The following is a 21,724-nucleotide window of genomic DNA, read 5'->3' as shown; positions in this document are numbered from 1 at the left end:
TACAATCATTCCTTTATCCATTTATTTTGAAGGTATTCTGAAAACAAATCCTCTAACTTACCTTTAATCATTGCTTCACTTGAAGACGAATAAATCATCATTGCATTGTTATTTTCAATCAGACTGGTGCTTATAAGACTTAGTATTTCCTGCTCTTTTAAACTAGGCTTTTCAGGGGATAACATTAAAAGTACATTTTTCAGTTTTATATCTTTATTATCCATCCCTTTAATGACACATGGCTGTTCTAAATGACATATTTGAAAAATAAGCTCATGAATGCTACTGTCCCGACAGTGATACAGCCCCATATTTGTTTCCGGAATGCCCAGTCCACCCATTTTTTCTCTGGCCTCTAACTTTTGTAAAACTCTTGATGCATCTGTGACTAATGTTCTTTGCTCAAGTTCTTCTATCATCTCTTTCAGTGCTTGTCTATAATCTGTATTAGACTTTCGATATACACGCAAATTATCTATGATAGCTTCGATGCTTGTTTGTACATCTTTCATTTCCTGTAAAATTTCTTGAAGATTTGAAGGTTCACGCCTCATCTCTTTGCCACTATCATATTCATGTTTAGCTGTTACTTCTTGAATATTACTCTGAAGATAGCTATGAATCATTTGAATGTCTTCATCACTTAATAAAGGAGACACTAAAATATAGTGAACATCATCAAAAGGAAGCCTGACGGTGGAAATAACAATATCAAACTCATCTAAATTCGACTTCTCTATATCTTTCATTGATTTAATTTCCACAGAATTAATCTCGGTGAATTCTTTCTGGATACGACTTGCCAGCATCTTGGAGGTTCCTATTCCTGTTGGACAAACGATGACAGCATGTATGGTAGTCTTCTCCTCATTCATTAGTAATGTTGATCCAAAATGAAGAACAATAAAGGCAATTTCGTCGTCCGGGAAGGTAATATCAGGAAATTCTTTCTCCAAACTATTCCGAACAGCCTTAAATAACACAGGATATTTCTTTTTAATTTGCCCTGTTAAAGGATTAAATAATCCCATTTGATGCCTTAACCGGAAGATGGAAGGTTCCATGTGTGCTAGCAACCCTTGAAATAACGAAAAATCCCTCGATAAATCAACATGTAATTGGCTTGAAACATTCTGAATAATATTCTTAATAATCTGCCCAAGCATGATACTGTCATAGTCTACCGTCTCAGAATCTTGTAATTTTGATCCTTTTAAAATAACTGCTAAATAATGAATATCTCTTTTAGTTAGTGGGATCGATAATTCAGCTTTTAATTCCTCACATAACTGGCTAATCTGTTGAAATTCTCTAGCAGATTCATCATTCACCATTTCTTCCTCTGCTTCCAACAGAAAGTTATTCTCTACCCGATGAACAGTGATAGCAATGTGAACGATAAGGCCCAAGTAATCATTGTCCGCTAATCGAGTTTGCCCACGATCAAACAAATGATGAACCAAATCATCAATTATTAAAAGATGACCCGGTGAAAAATAGCTGAGTACGGGGCCTTCTAATGTATTATTTTTCTGTAATATATATAAACTTTCTAATAGTTCTTCATGAAAATGAAACAAAAAATAAGTAGCTAATGATTTACGCATATTTGCTTCTTCACCAGCTATACCAATACCGACACCTCTTTTTCGTGTCAATTCTATCGAAAATTTCTCTAGCCAATCTGTTAGATCATCCAAATAAGACGCAAGCGTTGTAACACTTACTCCTAGTTCTTTTGCTAGCACCTGCGTTTTAAAAAATGATCCTTCGTGTAGTAATTTAATGAGTAATTGCAGTTTCTTCTCTTCTGGTGTTTCATCAGTGGGGTGTACATGGGATAACTGCTGCATCAGTTTAAATATCTGTTCATTTTTTCCATCAATCATTAAACCGTCATTAGTAGTGCGATTCAGTTGTAATTCAAAAGGCTTTAATATGTTTTCAACAGCCTTTAAATCACGTTGAATTGTTCTCACACTTACATTTAAATAACTGGCAAGTGAATGTGGCGTGTGCTTACCAGAGGTCTTCATTACTAAATCAATGATCGATTTTTCCCTTGAGGTAATAAACATTTTTACCCACTCATTTCTTTAAAATAATCACCGCAAGAATAAAACAGAATAGAAAGACGGTACACCACCATCTTTCTACTCTTTTGTAAAATAGCTCTAGCGACTAGTGAAGCCAACTGATGAATCAGAGGCTTCGCTAAATTACTTACTATTGATAATATCCAGTAATTCTTTTGCTGTTTTAGCTTGTACCATTTGTTCAATATTTTCTTCTTCTGCACAAATTACTGCGATACCTGAAAGAATTTCAAGGTGTGTGCCATCTTTGCCAGCAATACCAAAGATTAATTTCGCTTCTTGACCATCAAAATCAACGCCATTTGGAACTTGCAGAACCGTAAACCCTGAACGTAGTACAGCTTTTTTCGCTTCTTCCGTACCATGTGGAATAGCTACATTATTACCCATGTATGTTGACGTCATATTATCACGTTCAATCATCGCATCGATATAGCTTTCTTCCGCATAACCATTTTTAACAAGTACTTCCCCAGCAAAAATAATTGCTTCTTCCTTAGAAGAAAATTCTTGGTTAATGAAAATATTTTCTTCTAGCAACAAGTCGTCATTATCGTGGCCATGATCTGCCCCTGTTACATCTGCTTCTGTTTCTTCCACTACCTCAGATAATTCTTCTGAGACGCCATTTTGCAAACTGTCAATTAACTTATCGTATTCCGGACTTGATAAGAAATTATCGACGGAAATGTGGTAAGCATCAGGTAACTTACTTTTCGCACGCGGTGTTAATTCTTCTTGTGTAATAACAACCTGTGCATCATTTGGTAAGTTACTAATGGCTGTATTTGTAACAGAAACGTCTAAATCTGCTGCTTTCACTTTTTTGCGGAGTAATGATGCTCCCATTGCACTCGATCCCATGCCAGCGTCACATGCAAAAACAACTTTGTTCACGTCTTCAGGTAATGTTCCTGGATTGGATTGAAGTGCTCCAGCAACAGAGCTTTTCTTACCTTTCATTTCTTGCATTTTTTGTGTTGCTTCTTCAATATTTTCATCTTCTTGATTACTTGATTTTAACACAAGTCCAGAAATAACAAATGAAACAATCGTTGCTACTAGTACTGCGGCAAAGTTAGCGATATAAACACTTGCTTCCCCCGGTGTAACCGCAGCGATCGCAAATATACTACCTGGTGATGCAGGAGCCACTAGCCCTCCACCTAGTAGTACTAATGTGAAAATTCCACTCATACCACCTAGTATTACGGCAAAGAACAACATTGGACGCATTAATACATATGGGAAGTAAATTTCATGAATACCTCCTAAGAAATGAATGATTCCCGCCCCCGGAGCTGATTGCTTTGCTGATCCTTTTCCAAAAAGCATAAATGCTAATAATACACCAAGACCTGGTCCTGGGTTTGCTTCTAATAAGAAAAGAATAGACTGCCCTGTACTTCTTGCTTGTTCTAAACCAATTGGAGATAATATCCCATGATTGATCGCGTTATTTAAGAACAATATTTTTCCAGGTTCAATAAAGATACTTGTTAACGGTAATAAACCTGCTCCAATTAACCAATCTACACCTGCAACAAGTAGTTGGGTAAAACCGTTTACAGCCGGTCCGATAGCTAAGAATGATAAGATTGCAAGTAAACCACCTAAAATACCAGCTGAAAAGTTATTGACAAGCATTTCAAAACCAGATCTAATTTTCCCTTCAATTGCTTGGTCAAACTTTTTAATGATATAACCACCTAGTGGCCCCATAATCATTGCACCTAAAAACATCGGTGTCTCTGGTGCACCGACAATAACCCCCATTGTAGCAATCGCACCTACAACACCACCACGTTGGTCATGAAAAAGCTTACCACCTGTGTAACCGATTAATAATGGTAATAAGTAATAGACCATTGGATCAACTAATTTTGCAAGGTTTTCATTTGGAAAAAAACCATCTGCAATAAATAAAGCAGTAATAAGTCCCCATGCGATAAATGCACCTATATTCGGCAGCACCATAGAACTAAGGAAGTTACCAAACTGCTGGACTTTTACCTTTATATTTGACTGAGCCATTATTTATCTCCCTTTCAACATAGTTTTTATACCTCAATTTTAATCATATGCCACGATTATCCTAGCTTCAAGATACTTGAAAACTATCTTTGTCGCAGGCTTTATGACAAACCTATTTTTTCTCCATGGTATAGGATTTATGCACTGAGTTTAGGGACATAATGGGTTCTAAATTTTACTTAATAGAATTGTTCATCCTTATTGGTTTTGTCGATTATGTTAGTTTATTCAACAAATCTTTGGAAAGAAATTACTTTTCCGCACTACATAAAGATGAATGGAAGTTACGTCTAGGTTTATGGATATTTTGTGGATTCCTCTACTTCCTAAGAAAAGCGCAGTGCCCCTTTTAGAAACATAGCGAATTCAGAATCAACTGAGAAAAGGTATCACGGTGAGCTTGTGAGTCGATGATGACTAGATTATAGGACGGTTCGTGAAGTCGCCTATTATCTAGGCGTTCGGAGCTAGATCCGCGCAAATTTTCTTGTTTAATAAAAAATCGCCATATTATAATGGCGACTGGGTATATTTCATGAACTTGTTGTCACAAAGCATTAGGAATCAATCATTACTACTTTTTCTATATTTTCTTCTGGTTTTTGTTTTTTTAATCCATTAAATGTGGCTATAAATACTCCAGTAATCACCATTCCCATACCTAACAGTTGTTGCCATCCTATGCTCTCTCCATACAAGAGCACAGCAATCCAAGCTGCATTAATAGGGACAAGATTCATATAGATACTTGATTTACTAGCACCAATCTGTTGAATCCCCTTATTCCAAAGAAAAAAACCAATGACGGTCGCAAAAACAACCATGTAGACCATCTCTATCCATGACTGACCGGACATAGCTAGCACATCTTCCCACTCTCCATCAAAGAAAGATCCTATCGCAAGAAAGATAGAGCCAATCAAAGTGGTCACAGTCGTTGTAAATAATGGAGATACACCTTGCATCACAACTTTTCCAATTAATCCGTGGATCACCCAACTAAATAAAGCTGCAATAAACAATAAGTCACCATTGTTAAAGGAAAGGGAAATTAAAGTTTGAAAAGACCCTTGAATAATGACAAGAAATACTCCGGTTAATGACAAAAATAATCCCATTCCTAAGCGTTTATTCCATGTCTCGTGGAGAAATAATATAGCTCCTACTGTAACGAACACAGGAGTGGTTGACATAATTAAAGAGCCATTTACCGCACTTGTATATTTTAAAGCCACAAAGAAAAAAGCATTATAACTAAATATTCCGGTAATAGCCATAAGAAATAGTCCGAGCCAACGTTTTCTTAATACTTCCCAATTCCATTCTCCGCGAACTAAAATAATAGTAAGTAATATCAATCCAGCGGAACCAAATCGTAGGGTTGCTGCTATAAGCGGTGAAATTTCTGTAATAACATGTTGAGCTGTACCAAAAGCTCCTCCCCAAAAAAGCGGAACTAACAGTAACAGAAGATAAATTTTTTTACTACTTTTACCCACTTTTCTTACTTCCTTCCTAACTAACATCTTTGTATTATCATCTAGTTTTTGAAAAAGCATTTTGTTTTTCACAATTAGCGAAAGCTTCCCTAATGCACTTTTTTATTGTAACATGTTGTGCTAATTAGTACGTGTTGCAACCATAGATATGTAATGCGCTTAGATTAAAAAGTAGGCTATTCAACCTAAGTAACTCCGATACTGTAGAGGAAATGTTAAATAACAAAACGCTATTAGTCAGTAACTTTAACAAAAAGAGCGTCAATCCTCCTTGGATCAACACCCTTATACGAAACTAATTTTAACATCTTACATATTTACGTTTAAATCCTAGCCTTCCTTTATCCATTTCTTTTTGAATACTTTCGTAAGCATTTAGGAAACTGCTTTTTTTCTTTTCCCGTTTAACTTCTACTGTACCTACTTCCGCTGCGGTCTCAATCGCCTTTTCATTTAGTGGTAAATATGAAATCCCCACGGTGTATAGAAAATTATTCATAGCAGATTTCGTTCGTTCTGGCGAATCATGAATCCCATTTTTCACGATATCGAGCATATTAGAAATCTTGCATTCAGAAAATTCATTGTCAGGGCGATTTCCTAAAAGCCAACAGTAACAACTCCACCCTGCTGACATTCTCAACTCCTGATCACTTGCTATCCATTTATCGGCAACCTCTTGTGCAATATCTGACTCAGATAATGTTACTGCTACGACATAGTCGGATAGCATATAAAAATATGCTGCATCCATCCAACGATCAAAATCCGACTCAGTCATAGCTTTTGGGTCTGCAATAATACCGGCAAAGTACATTGCATCATAGTTCCCTGTATCATAAAGCTCTTCAGCTAAACGTTGATTTATTTTTATTTTCTTTGCGATTGGTTTCATAGCACCTGTAGCCACGCCAAAAAGCGGCTCGTGTGCACCATTGGATATGTACATTTTTTTCATTCGTTCCTTGCCTAACGCTTCAAGCTCCCGCATAACTGTTTCGAAATCCATAGTTTTGTACTTCCTTCCTTAATATGAATATCCACTTAATTGTAAGATTCTTATTCAAGTCTTCTATACTTTTCAATTTTACCATAATCTTATACTACTATTCTGGTTCGTAGTACAAGAAGCTATTGCTCTCTCTTCAACAATCTCATCCGTTTAAGAAGAAAGTATGAACGTTAACTATTTCCAGACATCATAACTAAGTCATACAAATTCTTAATAAACTCACCATTAGTCAAAGAAGGATAATATAACGTTGACGTTGAATTATATATTAAATAATCAAGGGCATTTATTGGTTAAAATCAAAAACTAAAGGAGTATTATAATGAATAATATTTTTGAGATAAAGTATACAGATGAAATTTTAAATCGTATCGAAAACTTAAACATAAATTCACAACCAAAATGGGGCAAAATGGATGTCGCTCAAATGCTAGCTCATTGCTCATCTTTCCAAGATATCGCAATGGGAAATTCTTTACCCCCAAGAGGTTGGTTAGGGTTAATAGTAGGTAGATTTGCAAAACCCATTTTTTATAATGACAAACCTTTAGCCCACAATATGTCTACTATTCCAACCATTTTAATTACATGTAAAAAAGATTTTGAAATAGAAAGAACAAAACTGAAACAAAAAATTATAACATTTCAAAAGGATGGGTCAGAGGCTTGTACAAGTCATCCACATCCATTTTTCGGAAAATTTACTCCCGAACAATGGGGGAAAGGAATCTACAAGCATCTTGACCACCATTTAAAACAATTTGGTGTTTAGGGCAGGAGTTTAACTATACCGTATTATCTTTAAGTAACCAGACCTTTAGGATAAGAAGGAGTTGCCACAATGATAACTCCTGTTATTCCGTTCAAGCTTTGTATTTTTTGTTTTTTTATTTTAGTTCAACAATCCTGCCATTTAATTCAATAATAAAGTAATAGTCATTCACAAAGATTCTTTATAAGTAACAACAAAAGGTGTCAACAATGAACCTAAAATTAATATACAAAGTCCTACTCCAAGTGTCGTAAAAATGTTGCTAATAGGTGTGAGAATATAACTGCATATCATCATTGGTAAGATGGTTAAAGAGACAACTGTAAATCTACCAATAATTGTTATATTATGAATGGTTTTACATTCGCTACATTTAATAGGCTTATAATTCAACCAGAACGTTTTATAAATTTTGTTCCATCTAAATTGTGCATTACAGTTTTTACATTTTTGCAAAATAAAGCACCACCCTCTTTTTAATTAACCTGCCCAGTTCAATATCTTGCAATTTAATTTTAACATAATATTCCAACAATTCATCGACAAATAGAAAAGACCACCAAAGTAATGATAGCCTTGTTCAACTCTTGCCACCGAATAGTTGAAGAACGGTCTCATTTCAGTTTTTCTAAAATTAAATAATCCTTAGTCTTAAATATAGAAATATTGTATTTATTAGCATAATCATTTAAATCATCATAAATTTTCTCTGGATAGAAATTAATAATTCGCAAATTTAACCCTTTAATTGTTTGTTTAACTACACATTTCCTTCCCCAACCAACACGTTTGAACTTCGATGGATCATAAAAACAAGCTTTATACCTTTTATCAAAAAGGTTAAAGCCTTCGTATAATTTAACAGGAATCAGAGAAAATAAAAGGTAAGTATCGTTCAAACTTTGTAAGTAACAAAGTAACCATGGAGGTGTTTTACTTGAATCAGCCTTACCGGTGCCCTAAATGTAAAACAAACCGTTCACGTTTTAATGTAATTGAGCAAGTTGCCAAACCAGTAAAATTAAACACAGATACTGGAGAAGTGATCAATAATTACGAGCAGGAACCATTAGAAGCTTTTCATGTCGCCTACAACGGCCCTACCAGGAGAATACAATGCGGTGTATGTGGCTTAATTGAAGATGAAAACACCTTTATTAAGTATGCTCAAACACCATAAATAAATCATGGAGGATGATAAATATGACCAAAAATCGTAAAGGACCGAAACAGCAGGAACAACCTAATTTACCCAAAAGCGTCCAACAGCCCTACGGTGAACCATTAGCAGGATCGCATAAAGTAAAAAATAAAAACCATTCTCGACAAAAACATGGTGCATCACATGACATGTGAGAGCTCTAATCAATACAAGGTACTGTAGGTGGGGGTTATTTACAATCTGGACCAATTACGAAATAACAAATAATTCATATCAATACAATTTTTAATCAAATTTTTCACAACTTATCTTGAAAAGTAGTGTTTAAAAGAAATCATCTAAAGTCCTTGTGTCAGAAGGGATTTAGATGATTTACCTTTATTATTCTACTATGATTAAATGGTATTCAACGCAAATTCAAGTCAGATTTTATTGGTCCGCAACTTTTAAAACTTCTATATGACCACCAAGTATTTAACTTATTTTATGAATACTCAATAATTGACACAATAGCTATAATGGAAAATAATATAACTCCTAACGAAATCCACCAATACTTTTTCGAATATGTTTCTTTTCTCAGTAATAGGTAATTGTATCCAAGAAAAATAATAGTGCTAATACATAAAGTTATAAGTGTCTCGACGGAGAAAAAGCGAAACGGATCTCCCCAACTAAAGAGCATCCAAAAATATAAATAAGAATAATAAGAAATAATTCCAATGAATATATTACCTATATAAAAAAATATTCTTCTCATGTTAGACATCAGTATCCCTCCTGAATTTTTGTTTCACCAAACTGCTTCGTAAAGAAATAGCCTTACCCTTTGTTGAAGTTATGCTGTCAGTTAGTTTAACCATCCTAAATAGGCCGTTTAACCAACCATTTAAAGAACTTATAATGTAAAACGAGAAAGTAAATTAGAAATGGGTAACACAAAGCTGAATACCAAATTTTCCACTCATTATATTTGATAAATCCAAATTTAAAAGAAATAAACTCAAAGGCAACAGCAAGCAAAGCAAAACATAAAATGTAAACTACTTTCCATTTTATCGACTTATCAAAAGGGAAAAAATTCAGTAATATGATACTTGTAGCAGAATATAAAATAACCTGCCCTATTAATGGAGGTAGTTGTATTCCTGACTTATCAAGTACATATAGTTTGTATTTTACCGCCAATACTGTATCAACAAGAAGACCAAATGTTGTTGCGAATAATGATGTTGCATAAATTTCATATAGTTTCATTTTTTTAGGAATTATATAAGCACATAATGCTAAAATCAAGCTTGCTATATACACAAAAATTGTTTGTGGTTCCAATTTAAAACCCCCCAAAAAAATCACTTATTCCTCGTTATTATGTAAGTATTGTATATAAACTATTCTGCGCTTTACTTCAATAAGAATAGGGCAATGTCCTTTTTGAACTCTTTTCCCTTTTACTTGAAGTAAATTCACTCACATACTCTGGGTATACCGTGCTTTCTTTTGTAAATAATAAGAATGGTAAACATTAAAGGAGGACTTATATGCAACAAGATAAAAAAGCTAAAGAGAATTCGGGTTCTATTATGGAACCGGAATATGCCAAAACTGATGCACGAAAAGTAAAACAAGAAATTCAAAAAGATGTCAGTAACGGGCAAGGAGCAATAACTTCCCGAGAGGCAGGAGCAATGCACGATTAAAAAAAACATTTATGTTTAAATATAGAAATCCTGTATCTTAGATTACCAAGTAATCATTGATACAGGATTTAATCATTTTGTTCACAATAACCTAAATAATTGGTTGTTTAATCAAAGGATATAATTTTTCCATCACGATTAATCCCTCGAAAACGAAAACTACCTACATCTCCATGTGGTAATTCACTGTAATGAACTGCAAATCCATCTCTTACATCCAATTCAATAAAAACAGTTGATTGCTCTTTAACAATATTTAATGGTGTGCTTTTTTTATCATCTTGTTCATTACTAATAATTACTTTCTCAATATCCTTATCCAATATCTCAGCAGCAAATATTACCTGATAAAATCCATCTTTGATTTCGGATCCAGACCAAGTAACTTTCATTTTTCCATCATTTGTTTGTCCGCTAATTGAACTTACATTGGTGGCTCGTTTAAAAATGCCTAAAGGTTTTTCAATTAACTTAACATAATTGACTTTACCTGTATCCCAAATAACTATTTTTTTATCTGCTATTTCTTGTTCGAAGACTACTTCACCCTCTTGGTTGGGTATTGTATAACGAATTGCAGAATGCTCAGTTATAGCATAACCCCCAAGCACTGAAGGACCAAAATATACCCCTATTAATAGTAATACACAAAATATTATTATATAGCGTTTCTTGAATTTTTTATTTGATTGCAATCTGCCTCCCCCTCTCTGTTGTAAAATCGCTAAAGTACTGTAGCTTGTTCAATTACTTACTTTATTAGATTCTGCTTAATAAATCCTTTGACAGTTAACCAAACTCATTTCATACCGCTCACAGGTAATGTAATGGAACCTTTTGCCGTAGAGAAAGGTTCTACTACACAAAACTTTTCTAATAAACTTGCTTTGAATACTAAATTGGCTAAAATCATTCAGAATAATGGGGACTATACGTGTTCTATAAAATAAATAACTATACATGCACGTATTTAAGGCTAACATAAAATTGGGACCTAACATAGCAGTCCAACGATGAAAGCTTGAAACATAAAACCTAGAACTTGGAGATTTTGGTCATCTACTAAACTGCCTTCTTCATAAGATATACTAAGATGCAATAAAACCCATTTAAACAAAATAATTAGAATACCTAAACTTATTCCATTCATTGAAATAATGAACCTATGGTATACTAATTACAAAAATATGGAATAAAAGAGGAGTTATTATGGACCATTACAAAGTAATAGAACATGCTTTGGTAAATATTGAAGATAATATTCAAGAACCTTTGTCATTAGAGTCTATCGCTAAGACCTTTAACATGTCCAAATACTATTTTCATAGACTTTTTTCTGCCATGATGGGTTGTTCATTAAACAATTACATACTGTCCAGAAGATTGAATGCTTCCCTACAGTTAATACAACATGAAAACCTCTCTCTAACAGATATTGCTTATCAGCTAAATTTCGGTACTCAATCTTCTTTTACCCGAGCCTTCAAACGTCAATATGGTGTAGCTCCAAGCTCTCTTAGAGGAAAAGATAAGAACATTCCTCAAGAACCAATCCCTCAAATAGTGAAAAGACCCATTAAAAATATCAATGGTGATATTGTCACCGATTTTACCTTAACCCGAATTTCAAACGATTCAGTTGAACGGTATTGCCTTTGAGGTTGATCTGGCAAATGATGATTACAAGTCGAAAATCCGCTCCCATTCAAAATTGCTATTAGATAACATCGATGAAGCGATAAATGGTTCCTGCTATGTCATCTATTCAGACTGTCAACCAAATTCAACCCGCTTCAAGGTTCTTTTCGGGATTTCACAAGATATACAGATTGATCATCCCTATTTTTTTACCGTTACAATACCACAACTCTTTTGTGCTAAGTTCAAATATTTTGGTGATTTACTTGATATAGGAGATGTCTTCAAAACCGATTATGCAAGATTTTTAAAAATCTCAAAACAGGAAACAGAGAGTTCAGATATCGAGCTCATTCAAGCATTTGATAACATTCACGATCTTGGTTCGACCTACCACATATATGCTCCTATCAAAAAACTAGCTATTGATTCAGATTTATAAAATCGCCTAACGGACTCTTTTCTTTTTCAAATATTCACTTTGCATATAGATAAAATAACGAAAAAGAATTTTTAATTAGACTTTCTAAATCTTGCTGTAAAAGTATGTATGATCACATGATTGTTCTTGCAACAAAAAAGGATCCTAAATTCGCAAAAGAAGAAAGGATGAGAATTTGTTAAGCAGTAGTTTTTTACCAAGTTATAACAGAACTTCACAAGGGCACCGGCTACTTTAATTTGAATATTTTTAAATCATTACTTTATACCACCCTGTATCTCCCAGGAATTGTTCACGAGTCACAGATTCACCTAAATATTGTCGGTAAGAAGTAATAGTTCCATCATGAGAAACAATAAAAACCTTATCTTTATTTAAGCTTTTACACCAATCTATAAACATTTTAGCTACATGAGTGAACTTATACTCAGAGATTGTATTTATACCTTTATTCCAGTAGTTTACTTCTATATTTGCCGTGGCAAGCTTTGGGAATTCCTTTTCAATACTCTCTTTCGATAATGTTTGGTCACAATCATAAGCCTTATCTGGAGATAATAAAGGAAACATACGAGGACCGACTAGTGGATTAACTATCTTTTGACAATACACATCATTTGTCCATATCAAAGTTGTTTGAATCGTGCGTCTAGTGGGACTTATGATGAATAAATCCTCATTTGAAACTGGAAAGGTTTCTTTAAGTTTTTCTGCTTGATATTCTCCAACTTCTGTAAGGGAAGGGTCTTTCATGTGTAAACTTTGTGGCGTGCTCAAAACATGTTGCCCCTGTGCGTGACGGAAAAAATAAATCTCCATTACACTCATCCTCCTAATATTTACTTATTCACTTAAATCTGACATAAGAGAATTATATATTTCCCCTATAATTCCTTTCATTTGATGAACTCCTAATTCTGCATTCGTCATAATTACCGCACCTTTCCCTAAATTCGGAAGTGCTACCATCATACATTGGAAACCAACTCCCCAACCGAGAGATGTAATTTCTAGTTCTTTTTCAGTGCCTTCAAGAAACACACCTAATCCAGTCCAACTTTTTCCACATTGTGGGGTTATCATTTCTCTTGCCAAACTTTCCGAAATGCCAACCTTGCTTTCTCCTTTTACTGCGTTCATTAGCTCAAGGACTGATTCAGCCAAATCCAATGAAGTTGACCATAGCCCAGAAGATGCTGGATAAGGATATATAGGATATTTCCCTTCTACTAATTCACCATTTCTATTATGACCACAAGCATAATTTTCTCTTTCCGTTTCCATCATTTTTATTTTAAAATAGCTATTTTCCATTCCGATCGGTACAAATATGTATTCATTCATAACTTGTTGAAACGGTTTTTTAGTAACATCTTCTATCAGTTGCTGAATAATACAAAAACCTGCATCCGAATAGTGAAATTTACTATCTGGCTGACATTTTACTTCAATTGGAACTTTACAATAAGGAGTATCCCCTTTCAATAATTCAATCATCGAAGGATACCCATTTTTCGAATTTAATTCAGCAAAACTGCCTTCAGGGTCTTTAATTCCAGAATGATGACTAAGCAAATTTCTCAATGTAACTTTTTTGCTTTTCGTATATTTATTATCTGGTACTATCCAGGATACTAACCTTTGATTTACATTGTCATCTAAATCAAGATATCCTTCCTCTACTAACTTCATAGCGAGCATTGCTGTTAAGAACTTACTAATGGAACACGCACTAAAAATGGAATTTTCGTTTACTTTTCTAGAACTTACTTCTTCTAATATACCGAAATTTTCTATTCCACTAATTTGTCCGTTCTCGAGTAATGAGATGCTTAAACCTGGTACATTATAATCTTTCATTCGCTTTTCAATGTTAATACTATTTATATTCATACTTCACCCACAATCAGTTATCTTAACTTAATTTTATCACGAATGTATGTTCTTGTGTGTGGATTTGGAAAAAATTATATATTTTTTTGTCCAGTTTAGTTAATTGCAACTAAAAAAACTGCGCAATAAGAGTTGCACACACTCCTACTGACACAGTTTCTTTTACACTTTCGTGGCATTTACTATCTTCTTCTTGAAAATTAGCTCTAGATATTTTTTTATTCACTCTTGATTTAATTCAGGCTTTCACTTTGAAGTTATCTGACTCATAGGTTTAGCGTCTCTGACATTTAGTGCTTGTAATTCTTTTTTGATTAGAGCTATTACATATTCACGATCTGATGGGTTATTCTCAAAATCTAGTTGATCAACATTAATTTTTAAAACAGGTGAAGCGTTGTATGCCTCAAAATATTCACGATACTCTTTGTTTAATCTTTCCCAATACGCATTTTCTGTATCTACTTCATAACTTCTTCCACGTTTATTAATTCGACGAACAGCTTCTTCCGTTGATATTTCAAGGTATATCATTAATGCTGGGGGCTGACAATGTTCAATCATATTTTTGAATAAGTCTAAATAAATGTTAAATTCTTCTTCAGACATTTCTCCGTTATCTTTTAACATTTTAGCAAAAATGACATCTCCATAAATAGAACGATCAAGTACTGCCTTGTTTAGCTTACTAGCATTTTTTATATGTTTGAAACGTTCATTCAAGAAGAATACTTGTAAGGGAAAACTGTATCGTTCTCGGTCATAATAAAATTTATCTAAAATCGGATTATTAACAACGGGTTCTTCAAATGGTGTATATCCTAACTCCCGTACAACCATATCCATTAATGTAGTCTTTCCAACACCTACTACACCATCTATCGTAATCATTTTCCATCCATCTCCTTCTGTCCTTTTTAACCTTTTTAAACAATCGATATAAAAGTCTTTCATACTATTTAGCTCTCCCTTAAATATTCTAGAACCCGCATTTTTATTTCCTTTAACGTTCAAGAACAACTGTCTATAATCAAAATAGAAACCTAATATCTTATGTACCTTTTATTGTACAATCCATTTAGAAAAAGAATTCCATGTTCAAATTTGTTCTTCCTTTTTATTGACATGCGTATAGTTCATACTCTGAAAAGCAACTTGTATATTATACCACACTCACTCACAACACAAAACACACTATATAGTTATTTTTTGACGTTTTAACACTACATATTGATCAATCATTTAAATAACAAATAAAACCGGCCAGAGTCAAAATAACCCTAGCCGGCATAACTACTCCGTTACATATTTCTATTTCATCGCTTTACTCACTTTCAACTTTTTACCTTTAACTTTTGTATGTTCCATTGCTTCTAAGACTAAAGAACCTTTACCATTCAAAATATCTACATAGGACCAATTATCTTTAATCGTAATAATCCCAATATCATCTGCTGTTACATTTGGGATATTTGAAATGGTACCAACAAGATCCACCGCCCGAATCTTCTTCTTTTTGCCTCCATTAAAATGTAGCTTCATAATATCTTGATTGATTCTCGCTGTTTTATTATTTTTTACTATGCGTTGTTCCGTCATTTTTTTATCGAAGGCTTCTTTTGCTCCCTTTACCTCCTCTTTCGAAGGTATTTCCCGTTTATGGAGCTCAAAACCGATATAATTTTCAATTGATCTCAAGTATCTTTCTTCAAAACTGTCTACAAATGTGATTGCTTTCCCTTTATTACCTGCACGACCTGTTCTTCCAGTTCGATGTACATAGCTTTCCTTTTCCATTGGAACATCAAAATTAATCACGAGAGATACATTATCGACATCAATGCCTCTTGCAGCTACATCTGTTGCTACTAGATAACGAAATTTCCCCAATTTAAAGCCTTCCATTACATCAAATCGCTTTTCTTGCTCTAAACCACCATGAATCTGTTCACAAGAGTAATGAGACTGTTCCAATTCGGTCCATACTTCGTTTACTTGATCTTGTGTATTGCAAAAAATGATACAGCTATCTGGGTTTTCAACCACAGTCACATCTTTAAGTAGTGCCATTTTTGAGCCTTTTTTTACTTCGAATAAACTGTGATCAATACTATCAGTAGAAACCTCTGTTGTGATTTCGACATTTATAGGGTTTTGCATATATTTATGGCAAAGCTTTTCAATTTCTTTTGGTAAGGTTGCAGAATACAACATCGTAACTCTGTTTGATGGTACCTTTTTGATGATAGCTTCTACTTCATCTATAAAGCCCATCCTAAGCATTTCATCTGCTTCATCAATAACAAGATACTTTATTTGCTCTAAGTCTATTGTCTCTTTTTCAATATGATCCATTAGTCGACCAGGTGTACCAACAACTACATGTGTTTTTTGTTTCAGTTCATCCTTTTGAATAGCAAATGGTTCTTTTCCATATACCGCCAATGCTTTAATTCGTTTAAATCTGCCGATATTGGTTATATCTTCACGGACTTGAGTCGCCAGCTCTCTTGTCGGGGTTAGCACTAATGCTTGCGCTTTATTTTCTTCCCAGACCAATTTTTCACAGATAGGAATGGCAAAAGCAGCAGTCTTCCCGCTTCCAGTTTGCGATTTTACGATTAGGTCTTGGTTTTCCAATACTCTTGGAATGACTTCACTTTGTACCTTTGTTGGCTCATTATACTTTAATACATCTAGTGCTTTTTTTAATTCATCACTTAATGGATAGTTTTCAAAATCTCTTTCCTTCATTTGTTACCCTCATTTATTTTAGATTTATTTATACTATTTGCGCAGTTACTCGATCATATACCACCGCGAATCTATCTTTAACTTTCGTTATACCCTGGCTAAACAGCTTGTCGTTTAGCCAAATGATAAAAGCTTTAATTTGTTGTACATAGGCAATCGAGGTAAGTTTTATTTTTACTATAAGAAACGTTTAGAAACGTAGCGACTTCCAGAATCAACTGAGATAAAGCGAAACTTATCCGGGTGTTAGCTTCTGTTATCCCCCCACTTAGCTTGCTTGGCTTTCTTTACTATAAAAAAAGAAAAAGGACTCTATATTTAGAGCCCTTTAGTAAATTATGCTTTATTAACGTTGGTAGCTTGAAGTCCGCGTTGACCTTCTTCAGTATCAAACGTAACTGCTTGACCTTCTTCTAGAGTTTTAAATCCTTCACCTTGAATAGCTGAGAAATGAACGAATAAATCCTCGCCACCTTCTACTTCGATAAAACCGAAACCTTTATCCGCATTGAACCATTTAACTGTACCTTGTTGCATATTAATTTCCTCCTGTGTGGATCATTTCCACCATTTGATACTATCATTGCTCAACTTAGATAAAAGGTAAAAAGTGCAATATTTACTCTTTCCTCTCAGACCGAGACCGAACAAAAATAATTCTTATTCAGTATAGCAGATAATGTTTGGAATAGCAACTAATATTTGGTTATAAATTTTATTTGGAGTTCACCGTACCATGTCGAGATAATAATATAGTAACCCTGTTAAGCCAAGAATATCAATTTAAAAGAAATTAAGTTTCAATTACTTCCTGAATTGTCTACAATATCGAGTAAATCCCATACTGCTCCGACCACCTCGCCTGGACAATCAGTATGGATCGTGGTATGTCCGGCATTTTTGAGTAGACGATGCTCCCCACGGGGAACTGAATTTGCTAAGTTTGAATATGTCATATTTTTAACTTTATTGAATGGATCAATAGTATCACGGAGAAATGATTTACTCGTGATCGGAGTTAAGAATGGGTCGATTCCCATCGCTGTAAACACAATTAAAGGGATATCCGGTATTTCTCCTCCTTTACGGAATTCGTTATAGAGTTCGCTGTTCAAGTTTTTCCTTTCCTTAATCGTTTTCAATAATGTCCTGAGATGATATTTAATTAGCGGTTCACGTATTGAATCTGGCCAACTTGCTAGCATCTGATCAAATAAACCTCGAAAGGTCTGTTTGTATGTTAGGAGTGTACGAAGGATAGGAAAAATCTGCTGAAGTAAGTAGCGTTTCTTTAACTTTGGTGTATTGGTGAGAAAGTCTTCGTGAGGCGGTTCTAGTAGAAGCATCCCTGCTACCTCATCCGGAAATCGTTGGGCGTAATGGTGTGCGTATATTCCACCTAACGAGTGGCCAACGAATAGATAGGGAGCTGGTATGCCAGCTGTATGCAAAAGACTTCGCAATTCATTAGTGACATTAAGGGCATTTCGAGGTAGTTTGACCTGATCGCTCCAGCCCGTTCCCGCTCGATCATAGATCACTGATGTTGTACGCTGACTAATTTTGTTATGAATATTTAGATAATCAAGCCCAACCATACCTGCTGCCGGTAAAAATACTACTGTTGGACTCCCGGTCCCAGAACAAGCGAGTAACAAGCGTCGTCCCTCCACGTTGTAGAAACTTCCAACCGGAGTTTCACTACCAAGGAACTTAGCAGTTTGACGAGTATTTGTATTATCTTTCATCGCTGTATCACCCCTCCCATAGTTAATTTCTATTTATAATAGATTTTCCTAAGTTCATTTAGATAACCATCAAGTTCTGCAAGTATATTGTCATAATCCAATTCAGTGACTTCTGAGTTCCTAATATCCTCTAATATTTGATTTGTAAAACCAATATTTGACCAAAAAATAAGCAGTTTGCACTTTTCAACGTCCAGCCCTTCTCTGAATTTAGATTCATCAACGACATCAAACATTGTCTCATGGCATAATGATTGTTTCCCGCCAATTCTTTTTTTCAACTCCTTATTAATTTCATCAGACTTAGTAATAGCATTAATTTTAATAAATTCGAAAATCCAAGGGTGCTTTTGCAATAACTCAATCTGGAGAAGATATGATTGCCGCAGTTTTTCAAAAATATCTTTTTCGTTAAAGTTCATTAAATTAAGATATTCTTTGTTAATCATGTCAGAGCAGTAATCATAAAGGAATAGAAAAAGATCCTTTTTACTATTTACATAGTGGAACATTAACCCTTTTGAAATTCCAGACTCCTTTGCAATAACATTTGTCGAGGCGTCATCAAATCCCTTCATAGCAAATTCCTTTAATGCTGCATTTAAAATAACATCCCTTCTTTTGGACTCTAGATTCAAAATTTTCGGAAGCATGATAACCACCTTTATATATTTTATATTTACCTTATAGGTCAACAACATTATATCGCTATTTACCTGATTGGTCAATGAGTTAATGGTAAGAAGACAAAAGATACCTCTTCTTTAACAAATGAATTGCTAAGGAAGGATGGAATAAGGGGTAACCAATTCTTGTCTTTTAGAGGAATACTCTGAAATTCTTGCGATGGAAATGCCAACAAACAGTCTCTTAGAAATCCACCATTCCAAAAAGAAGATCGTCCAACTGTCAATCCAAGCCTGATCTTTCTCGAAAGCACATCTTAACAATGTATATATCATGTAATTAATGTAAATCATTGTAAAGATAACTTTTTTAGGTGGATGAAAAATGCAGAACTACAATAATGACAATACAGCAAGACGATACACGGCTCACGTAAGTATATTTGGAACAACTCAAATTCATCTAAGAAATCCATATATTATTGCTTGGTGGAGTGCGGCATTCCCTGGAATCGGACATTTATTGCTCTCCAAATATTTAAGGGGTTACTTATTGTTTATATGGGAAGTTATAGTTAATGTCCAAACTAATCTTAACCTTGCAATGATTTATTCGTTTCAAGGGAATATTGACATGGCTAAAGAAGTATTAGATACACGATGGCTTCTTCTTTATATCCCTGTTTACCTTTTTGCCATTTGGGATAGCTATCGAACGACAGTAGACTTGAATAAAGTTTACATATTGGCAGATAGGGAAAACCACAGTTTCAATACGTTTGTTTTATCACCATTAGAAATAAACTACTTAGATAAGAGAAATCCTCTATTAGCATTTATATGGTCGTTATTTATGCCAGGTCTAGGACATCTTTATATCCATCGAACTTTAACGGCAGCTTTTATTGTCATCTGGGCTGTTATCTTTTTTTATCAATCTCATGCTCTTGAGGCAGTGACATTTTTGTTTTTAGGAGAAATCCAAAGTGCAACCACTATCTTGAATCCAGAATGGTTTATGTTTTTCCCGTCTCTATATGGTTTCGCTGCTTTTGATTCCTATTCAGCAACAGTTGAAAACAACAAGCTCTATGAGAAAGAACAAAGAACATATTTAAAAGACCATTATCAAGACGCTAACTTTCAGATTCTAAAAGGACAAAAAGTGGAGTGATTAAAATGCAACTATTTTCAACCTTTGAAAATAATGCCTTTCTGGAAATAGCCATTTCCACGCTAGAGAAAAAAGGGATTATTAAAGAAAATATATATGCTGTTCCACTTGATAATCGAGAAGAAGAACGTAAATTATTTGATACACTACATCGTTCAGACGGTACAACCCTAATTGATATTGGCTTAGCACTTGCAACAGCCTTCTCTGTAATTGGAGCTAGTATAGGTTTTGAACTAGCATTAGGTCCGGTATATTTGGGGTTAATTGGTGCATTCATAGGCTTTGTAACCGGAGTTATCATTCGCTTTTTTTATGAACTGGTTGTTAAAAAGAAAAAAAGGTTATTAAAAGGAAAACATTCAGAAGTTATTTTAATAATTGAGTGTAACGAAACACAAGCAGAATTAGTAGAAAATATACTTTGGAGCCACTTTGCTATTGGGGTAGCAAAAGTAACCTCCATACAGAAAGGAATATAAATATGTGGATACTCATATTTGTTGTTTTTCTCCTTTTTAACTTAATTGCATTTTTTGTTCCGAAAAGGCTAAGTAAAATAGAGATTTATGCCACATCTGTCTTTGGTTTTATATATGGACTGTTAACTGATATAATACTTAACCTGCATTATCATTTGTATGGTTATTTTCAAGAAGGATTTGATTGGCTTGGGTTGCTAGGAATATTATTGTACTTTCCTTCCATTAGTTTTTTATTCCTAAACTTTTATCCTTCTAATCAAAAGTTGGGCAATAAAGTCCTCTATATCTTGCTTTGGTCTGCATTTGCAATTGTGTTTGAATGGTTTTCTTTGCAGACAGAGTTTTTCTACTACGCTAGTTGGAAGCTTTGGTATTCAGCACTATTATATCCATTCATCTTTCTAACCCTTATCATTCATTGGAAATTTATTCGAAGGCTGAACTATTCAAAATAAGAAAAACTAAGCAAAGCCCGTCCCGTCCGTCTGCTTATCAAAAATTGAATTATAGATAAAGCAATTAAAAGTAATGAATTTGTTCATCCTTATTGGATTTGCCGATTATATGGGTTTATTCAACAAATCTTTGCTTACCCTTCTTGGATTTGTCGTTTATCTCGGTTTATTCAACAAATCTTCGCTCACCCTTCTTGGATTTGTCGTTTATCTCGGTTTATTCAACAAATCTTT

The 21,724-nt window shown here is 34.3% G+C and carries 25 protein-coding genes; 9 read left to right on the top strand and 16 right to left on the bottom strand.

What is annotated here, in order from left to right:
* Nucleotides 1-5 precede the first annotated feature (5 nt).
* The 4 genes from ACTWP4_RS13735 to ACTWP4_RS13720 all read right to left on the bottom strand — a co-directional run bounded on the left by ACTWP4_RS13735 (nt 6) and on the right by ACTWP4_RS13720 (nt 6,638).
* Nucleotides 6-2,078: a BglG family transcription antiterminator gene (locus tag ACTWP4_RS13735; RefSeq protein WP_443129340.1), complete on the bottom strand. Its 2,073-nt coding sequence runs from the start codon at nt 2,076-2,078 to the stop codon at nt 6-8.
* Nucleotides 2,079-2,219: 141 nt separating this feature from the next.
* Entirely contained in the window at nt 2,220-4,130 is a 1,911-nt protein-coding gene (locus tag ACTWP4_RS13730) for a PTS mannitol transporter subunit IICBA (RefSeq protein ID WP_443129339.1), read from the bottom strand.
* A 557-nt stretch (nt 4,131-4,687) separates the two neighbouring features.
* The gene (locus tag ACTWP4_RS13725) at nt 4,688-5,656 is read right to left on the bottom strand and encodes a DMT family transporter (protein ID WP_443129405.1); all 969 of its coding nucleotides are present in this window, start codon (nt 5,654-5,656) and stop codon (nt 4,688-4,690) included.
* Nucleotides 5,657-5,930: 274 nt separating this feature from the next.
* On the bottom strand, nt 5,931-6,638 hold the full coding sequence (locus ACTWP4_RS13720) for a DNA alkylation repair protein (RefSeq protein WP_443129338.1): 708 nt from the start codon (nt 6,636-6,638) through the stop codon (nt 5,931-5,933).
* 325 nt (nt 6,639-6,963) lie between these two features.
* Between ACTWP4_RS13720 and ACTWP4_RS13715 the strand changes: the two genes are divergently transcribed.
* A complete protein-coding gene (locus ACTWP4_RS13715) occupies nt 6,964-7,413 on the top strand; it encodes a DUF1569 domain-containing protein (RefSeq protein ID WP_443129337.1) in 450 nt (149 codons plus the stop codon).
* Nucleotides 7,414-7,581: 168 nt separating this feature from the next.
* On the opposite strand, the gene ACTWP4_RS13710 is transcribed toward ACTWP4_RS13715, so the two are convergent.
* A complete protein-coding gene (locus ACTWP4_RS13710; protein ID WP_443129336.1) occupies nt 7,582-7,869 on the bottom strand; it encodes a TIGR04104 family putative zinc finger protein in 288 nt (95 codons plus the stop codon).
* Nucleotides 7,870-8,350: 481 nt separating this feature from the next.
* On the opposite strand from ACTWP4_RS13710, the gene ACTWP4_RS13705 reads away from it, so the two are divergent.
* Nucleotides 8,351-8,593, top strand: coding sequence for a DNA alkylation repair protein (locus ACTWP4_RS13705; protein WP_443129335.1), 243 nt, complete (start codon nt 8,351-8,353; stop codon nt 8,591-8,593).
* Nucleotides 8,594-8,616: 23 nt separating this feature from the next.
* The gene (locus ACTWP4_RS13700; protein ID WP_443129334.1) at nt 8,617-8,769 is read left to right on the top strand and encodes a small acid-soluble spore protein P; all 153 of its coding nucleotides are present in this window, start codon (nt 8,617-8,619) and stop codon (nt 8,767-8,769) included.
* Nucleotides 8,770-9,059: 290 nt separating this feature from the next.
* On the opposite strand, the gene ACTWP4_RS13695 is transcribed toward ACTWP4_RS13700, so the two are convergent.
* Nucleotides 9,060-9,344, bottom strand: coding sequence for a hypothetical protein (locus ACTWP4_RS13695; RefSeq protein WP_443129333.1), 285 nt, complete (start codon nt 9,342-9,344; stop codon nt 9,060-9,062).
* A 95-nt stretch (nt 9,345-9,439) separates the two neighbouring features.
* Nucleotides 9,440-9,907: a CBO0543 family protein gene (locus ACTWP4_RS13690; RefSeq protein ID WP_443129332.1), complete on the bottom strand. Its 468-nt coding sequence runs from the start codon at nt 9,905-9,907 to the stop codon at nt 9,440-9,442.
* 209 nt (nt 9,908-10,116) lie between these two features.
* Between ACTWP4_RS13690 and ACTWP4_RS13685 the strand changes: the two genes are divergently transcribed.
* On the top strand, nt 10,117-10,275 hold the full coding sequence (locus tag ACTWP4_RS13685) for a hypothetical protein (protein WP_443129331.1): 159 nt from the start codon (nt 10,117-10,119) through the stop codon (nt 10,273-10,275).
* A 107-nt stretch (nt 10,276-10,382) separates the two neighbouring features.
* Here ACTWP4_RS13685 and ACTWP4_RS13680 read toward each other — a convergent pair whose 3' ends face one another.
* A complete protein-coding gene (locus tag ACTWP4_RS13680) occupies nt 10,383-10,970 on the bottom strand; it encodes a hypothetical protein (protein WP_443129330.1) in 588 nt (195 codons plus the stop codon).
* 514 nt (nt 10,971-11,484) lie between these two features.
* On the opposite strand from ACTWP4_RS13680, the gene ACTWP4_RS13675 reads away from it, so the two are divergent.
* Together ACTWP4_RS13675 and ACTWP4_RS13670 are read left to right on the top strand one after the other, a co-directional pair.
* Nucleotides 11,485-11,934 carry a helix-turn-helix transcriptional regulator gene (locus ACTWP4_RS13675; RefSeq protein ID WP_443129329.1) on the top strand — a complete coding sequence of 150 codons (450 nt, stop codon included), beginning with the start codon at nt 11,485-11,487 and terminating at the stop codon, nt 11,932-11,934.
* Nucleotides 11,915-12,355, top strand: coding sequence for a hypothetical protein (locus tag ACTWP4_RS13670; protein ID WP_443129328.1), 441 nt, complete (start codon nt 11,915-11,917; stop codon nt 12,353-12,355). The genes ACTWP4_RS13675 and ACTWP4_RS13670 overlap by 20 nt, the downstream gene beginning before the upstream one ends.
* Before the next feature lie 249 nt (nt 12,356-12,604).
* Here the strand turns inward: ACTWP4_RS13670 and ACTWP4_RS13665 are convergent, their stop codons facing one another.
* The 8 genes from ACTWP4_RS13665 to ACTWP4_RS13630 all read right to left on the bottom strand — a co-directional run bounded on the left by ACTWP4_RS13665 (nt 12,605) and on the right by ACTWP4_RS13630 (nt 19,712).
* Complete coding sequence (locus tag ACTWP4_RS13665; RefSeq protein ID WP_443129327.1) at nt 12,605-13,174, bottom strand: histidine phosphatase family protein; 570 nt, start codon at nt 13,172-13,174, stop codon at nt 12,605-12,607.
* A gap of 24 nt (nt 13,175-13,198) precedes the next feature.
* Entirely contained in the window at nt 13,199-14,248 is a 1,050-nt protein-coding gene (locus tag ACTWP4_RS13660) for a serine hydrolase domain-containing protein (RefSeq protein ID WP_443129326.1), read from the bottom strand.
* 246 nt (nt 14,249-14,494) lie between these two features.
* Nucleotides 14,495-15,202, bottom strand: a complete 708-nt coding sequence (locus tag ACTWP4_RS13655; RefSeq protein WP_443129325.1) for a deoxynucleoside kinase — start codon at nt 15,200-15,202, stop codon at nt 14,495-14,497.
* Between the two features lie 357 nt (nt 15,203-15,559).
* Nucleotides 15,560-17,002, bottom strand: coding sequence for a DEAD/DEAH box helicase (locus ACTWP4_RS13650; RefSeq protein ID WP_443129324.1), 1,443 nt, complete (start codon nt 17,000-17,002; stop codon nt 15,560-15,562).
* 336 nt (nt 17,003-17,338) lie between these two features.
* Complete coding sequence (locus ACTWP4_RS13645) at nt 17,339-17,539, bottom strand: cold-shock protein (RefSeq protein WP_443129323.1); 201 nt, start codon at nt 17,537-17,539, stop codon at nt 17,339-17,341.
* A 263-nt stretch (nt 17,540-17,802) separates the two neighbouring features.
* Nucleotides 17,803-18,660, bottom strand: coding sequence for an alpha/beta fold hydrolase (locus ACTWP4_RS13640; RefSeq protein ID WP_443129322.1), 858 nt, complete (start codon nt 18,658-18,660; stop codon nt 17,803-17,805).
* 119 nt (nt 18,661-18,779) lie between these two features.
* A complete protein-coding gene (locus tag ACTWP4_RS13635) occupies nt 18,780-19,403 on the bottom strand; it encodes a TetR/AcrR family transcriptional regulator (protein WP_443129321.1) in 624 nt (207 codons plus the stop codon).
* A 126-nt stretch (nt 19,404-19,529) separates the two neighbouring features.
* Nucleotides 19,530-19,712, bottom strand: coding sequence for a BCCT family transporter (locus tag ACTWP4_RS13630; protein WP_443129404.1), 183 nt, complete (start codon nt 19,710-19,712; stop codon nt 19,530-19,532).
* 49 nt (nt 19,713-19,761) lie between these two features.
* Between ACTWP4_RS13630 and ACTWP4_RS13625 the strand changes: the two genes are divergently transcribed.
* The 3 genes from ACTWP4_RS13625 to ACTWP4_RS13615 are packed head-to-tail and all read left to right on the top strand — an operon-like array spanning nt 19,762 to nt 21,490.
* Nucleotides 19,762-20,550 carry a hypothetical protein gene (locus tag ACTWP4_RS13625; RefSeq protein ID WP_443129320.1) on the top strand — a complete coding sequence of 263 codons (789 nt, stop codon included), beginning with the start codon at nt 19,762-19,764 and terminating at the stop codon, nt 20,548-20,550.
* Nucleotides 20,551-20,555: 5 nt separating this feature from the next.
* Nucleotides 20,556-21,032, top strand: coding sequence for a hypothetical protein (locus ACTWP4_RS13620; protein ID WP_443129319.1), 477 nt, complete (start codon nt 20,556-20,558; stop codon nt 21,030-21,032).
* Nucleotides 21,033-21,034: 2 nt separating this feature from the next.
* Nucleotides 21,035-21,490, top strand: coding sequence for a CBO0543 family protein (locus ACTWP4_RS13615; protein ID WP_443129318.1), 456 nt, complete (start codon nt 21,035-21,037; stop codon nt 21,488-21,490).
* Nucleotides 21,491-21,724: the final 234 nt, after the last annotated feature.

Origin of the sequence: Gracilibacillus sp. D59, from assembly GCF_052246695.1 — a bacterium.
GTDB lineage: Bacteria > Bacillota > Bacilli > Bacillales > Amphibacillaceae > Gracilibacillus.
The sequence above is the reverse complement of the archived record's forward strand: the minus strand, read 5'-3'. Positions and strand labels throughout refer to the sequence as shown.

What these genes read in the sequence shown, in the direction of transcription:
- ACTWP4_RS13735 (WP_443129340.1), bottom strand. Translation starts at nt 2,078, where the DNA reads ATGTTTATTACCTCAAGGGAAAAATCGATCATTGATTTAGTAATGAAG.
- ACTWP4_RS13730 (WP_443129339.1), bottom strand. Translation starts at nt 4,130, where the DNA reads ATGGCTCAGTCAAATATAAAGGTAAAAGTCCAGCAGTTTGGTAACTTC.
- ACTWP4_RS13725 (WP_443129405.1), bottom strand. Translation starts at nt 5,656, where the DNA reads ATGTTAGTTAGGAAGGAAGTAAGAAAAGTGGGTAAAAGTAGTAAAAAA.
- ACTWP4_RS13720 (WP_443129338.1), bottom strand. Translation starts at nt 6,638, where the DNA reads ATGGATTTCGAAACAGTTATGCGGGAGCTTGAAGCGTTAGGCAAGGAA.
- ACTWP4_RS13715 (WP_443129337.1), top strand. Translation starts at nt 6,964, where the DNA reads ATGAATAATATTTTTGAGATAAAGTATACAGATGAAATTTTAAATCGT.
- ACTWP4_RS13700 (WP_443129334.1), top strand. Translation starts at nt 8,617, where the DNA reads ATGACCAAAAATCGTAAAGGACCGAAACAGCAGGAACAACCTAATTTA.
- ACTWP4_RS13695 (WP_443129333.1), bottom strand. Translation starts at nt 9,344, where the DNA reads ATGTCTAACATGAGAAGAATATTTTTTTATATAGGTAATATATTCATT.
- ACTWP4_RS13685 (WP_443129331.1), top strand. Translation starts at nt 10,117, where the DNA reads ATGCAACAAGATAAAAAAGCTAAAGAGAATTCGGGTTCTATTATGGAA.
- ACTWP4_RS13675 (WP_443129329.1), top strand. Translation starts at nt 11,485, where the DNA reads ATGGACCATTACAAAGTAATAGAACATGCTTTGGTAAATATTGAAGAT.
- ACTWP4_RS13665 (WP_443129327.1), bottom strand. Translation starts at nt 13,174, where the DNA reads ATGGAGATTTATTTTTTCCGTCACGCACAGGGGCAACATGTTTTGAGC.
- ACTWP4_RS13660 (WP_443129326.1), bottom strand. Translation starts at nt 14,248, where the DNA reads ATGAATATAAATAGTATTAACATTGAAAAGCGAATGAAAGATTATAAT.
- ACTWP4_RS13655 (WP_443129325.1), bottom strand. Translation starts at nt 15,202, where the DNA reads ATGAAAGACTTTTATATCGATTGTTTAAAAAGGTTAAAAAGGACAGAA.
- ACTWP4_RS13650 (WP_443129324.1), bottom strand. Translation starts at nt 17,002, where the DNA reads ATGAAGGAAAGAGATTTTGAAAACTATCCATTAAGTGATGAATTAAAA.
- ACTWP4_RS13645 (WP_443129323.1), bottom strand. Translation starts at nt 17,539, where the DNA reads ATGCAACAAGGTACAGTTAAATGGTTCAATGCGGATAAAGGTTTCGGT.
- ACTWP4_RS13635 (WP_443129321.1), bottom strand. Translation starts at nt 19,403, where the DNA reads ATGCTTCCGAAAATTTTGAATCTAGAGTCCAAAAGAAGGGATGTTATT.
- ACTWP4_RS13630 (WP_443129404.1), bottom strand. Translation starts at nt 19,712, where the DNA reads ATGATATATACATTGTTAAGATGTGCTTTCGAGAAAGATCAGGCTTGG.
- ACTWP4_RS13625 (WP_443129320.1), top strand. Translation starts at nt 19,762, where the DNA reads ATGCAGAACTACAATAATGACAATACAGCAAGACGATACACGGCTCAC.
- ACTWP4_RS13620 (WP_443129319.1), top strand. Translation starts at nt 20,556, where the DNA reads ATGCAACTATTTTCAACCTTTGAAAATAATGCCTTTCTGGAAATAGCC.
- ACTWP4_RS13615 (WP_443129318.1), top strand. Translation starts at nt 21,035, where the DNA reads ATGTGGATACTCATATTTGTTGTTTTTCTCCTTTTTAACTTAATTGCA.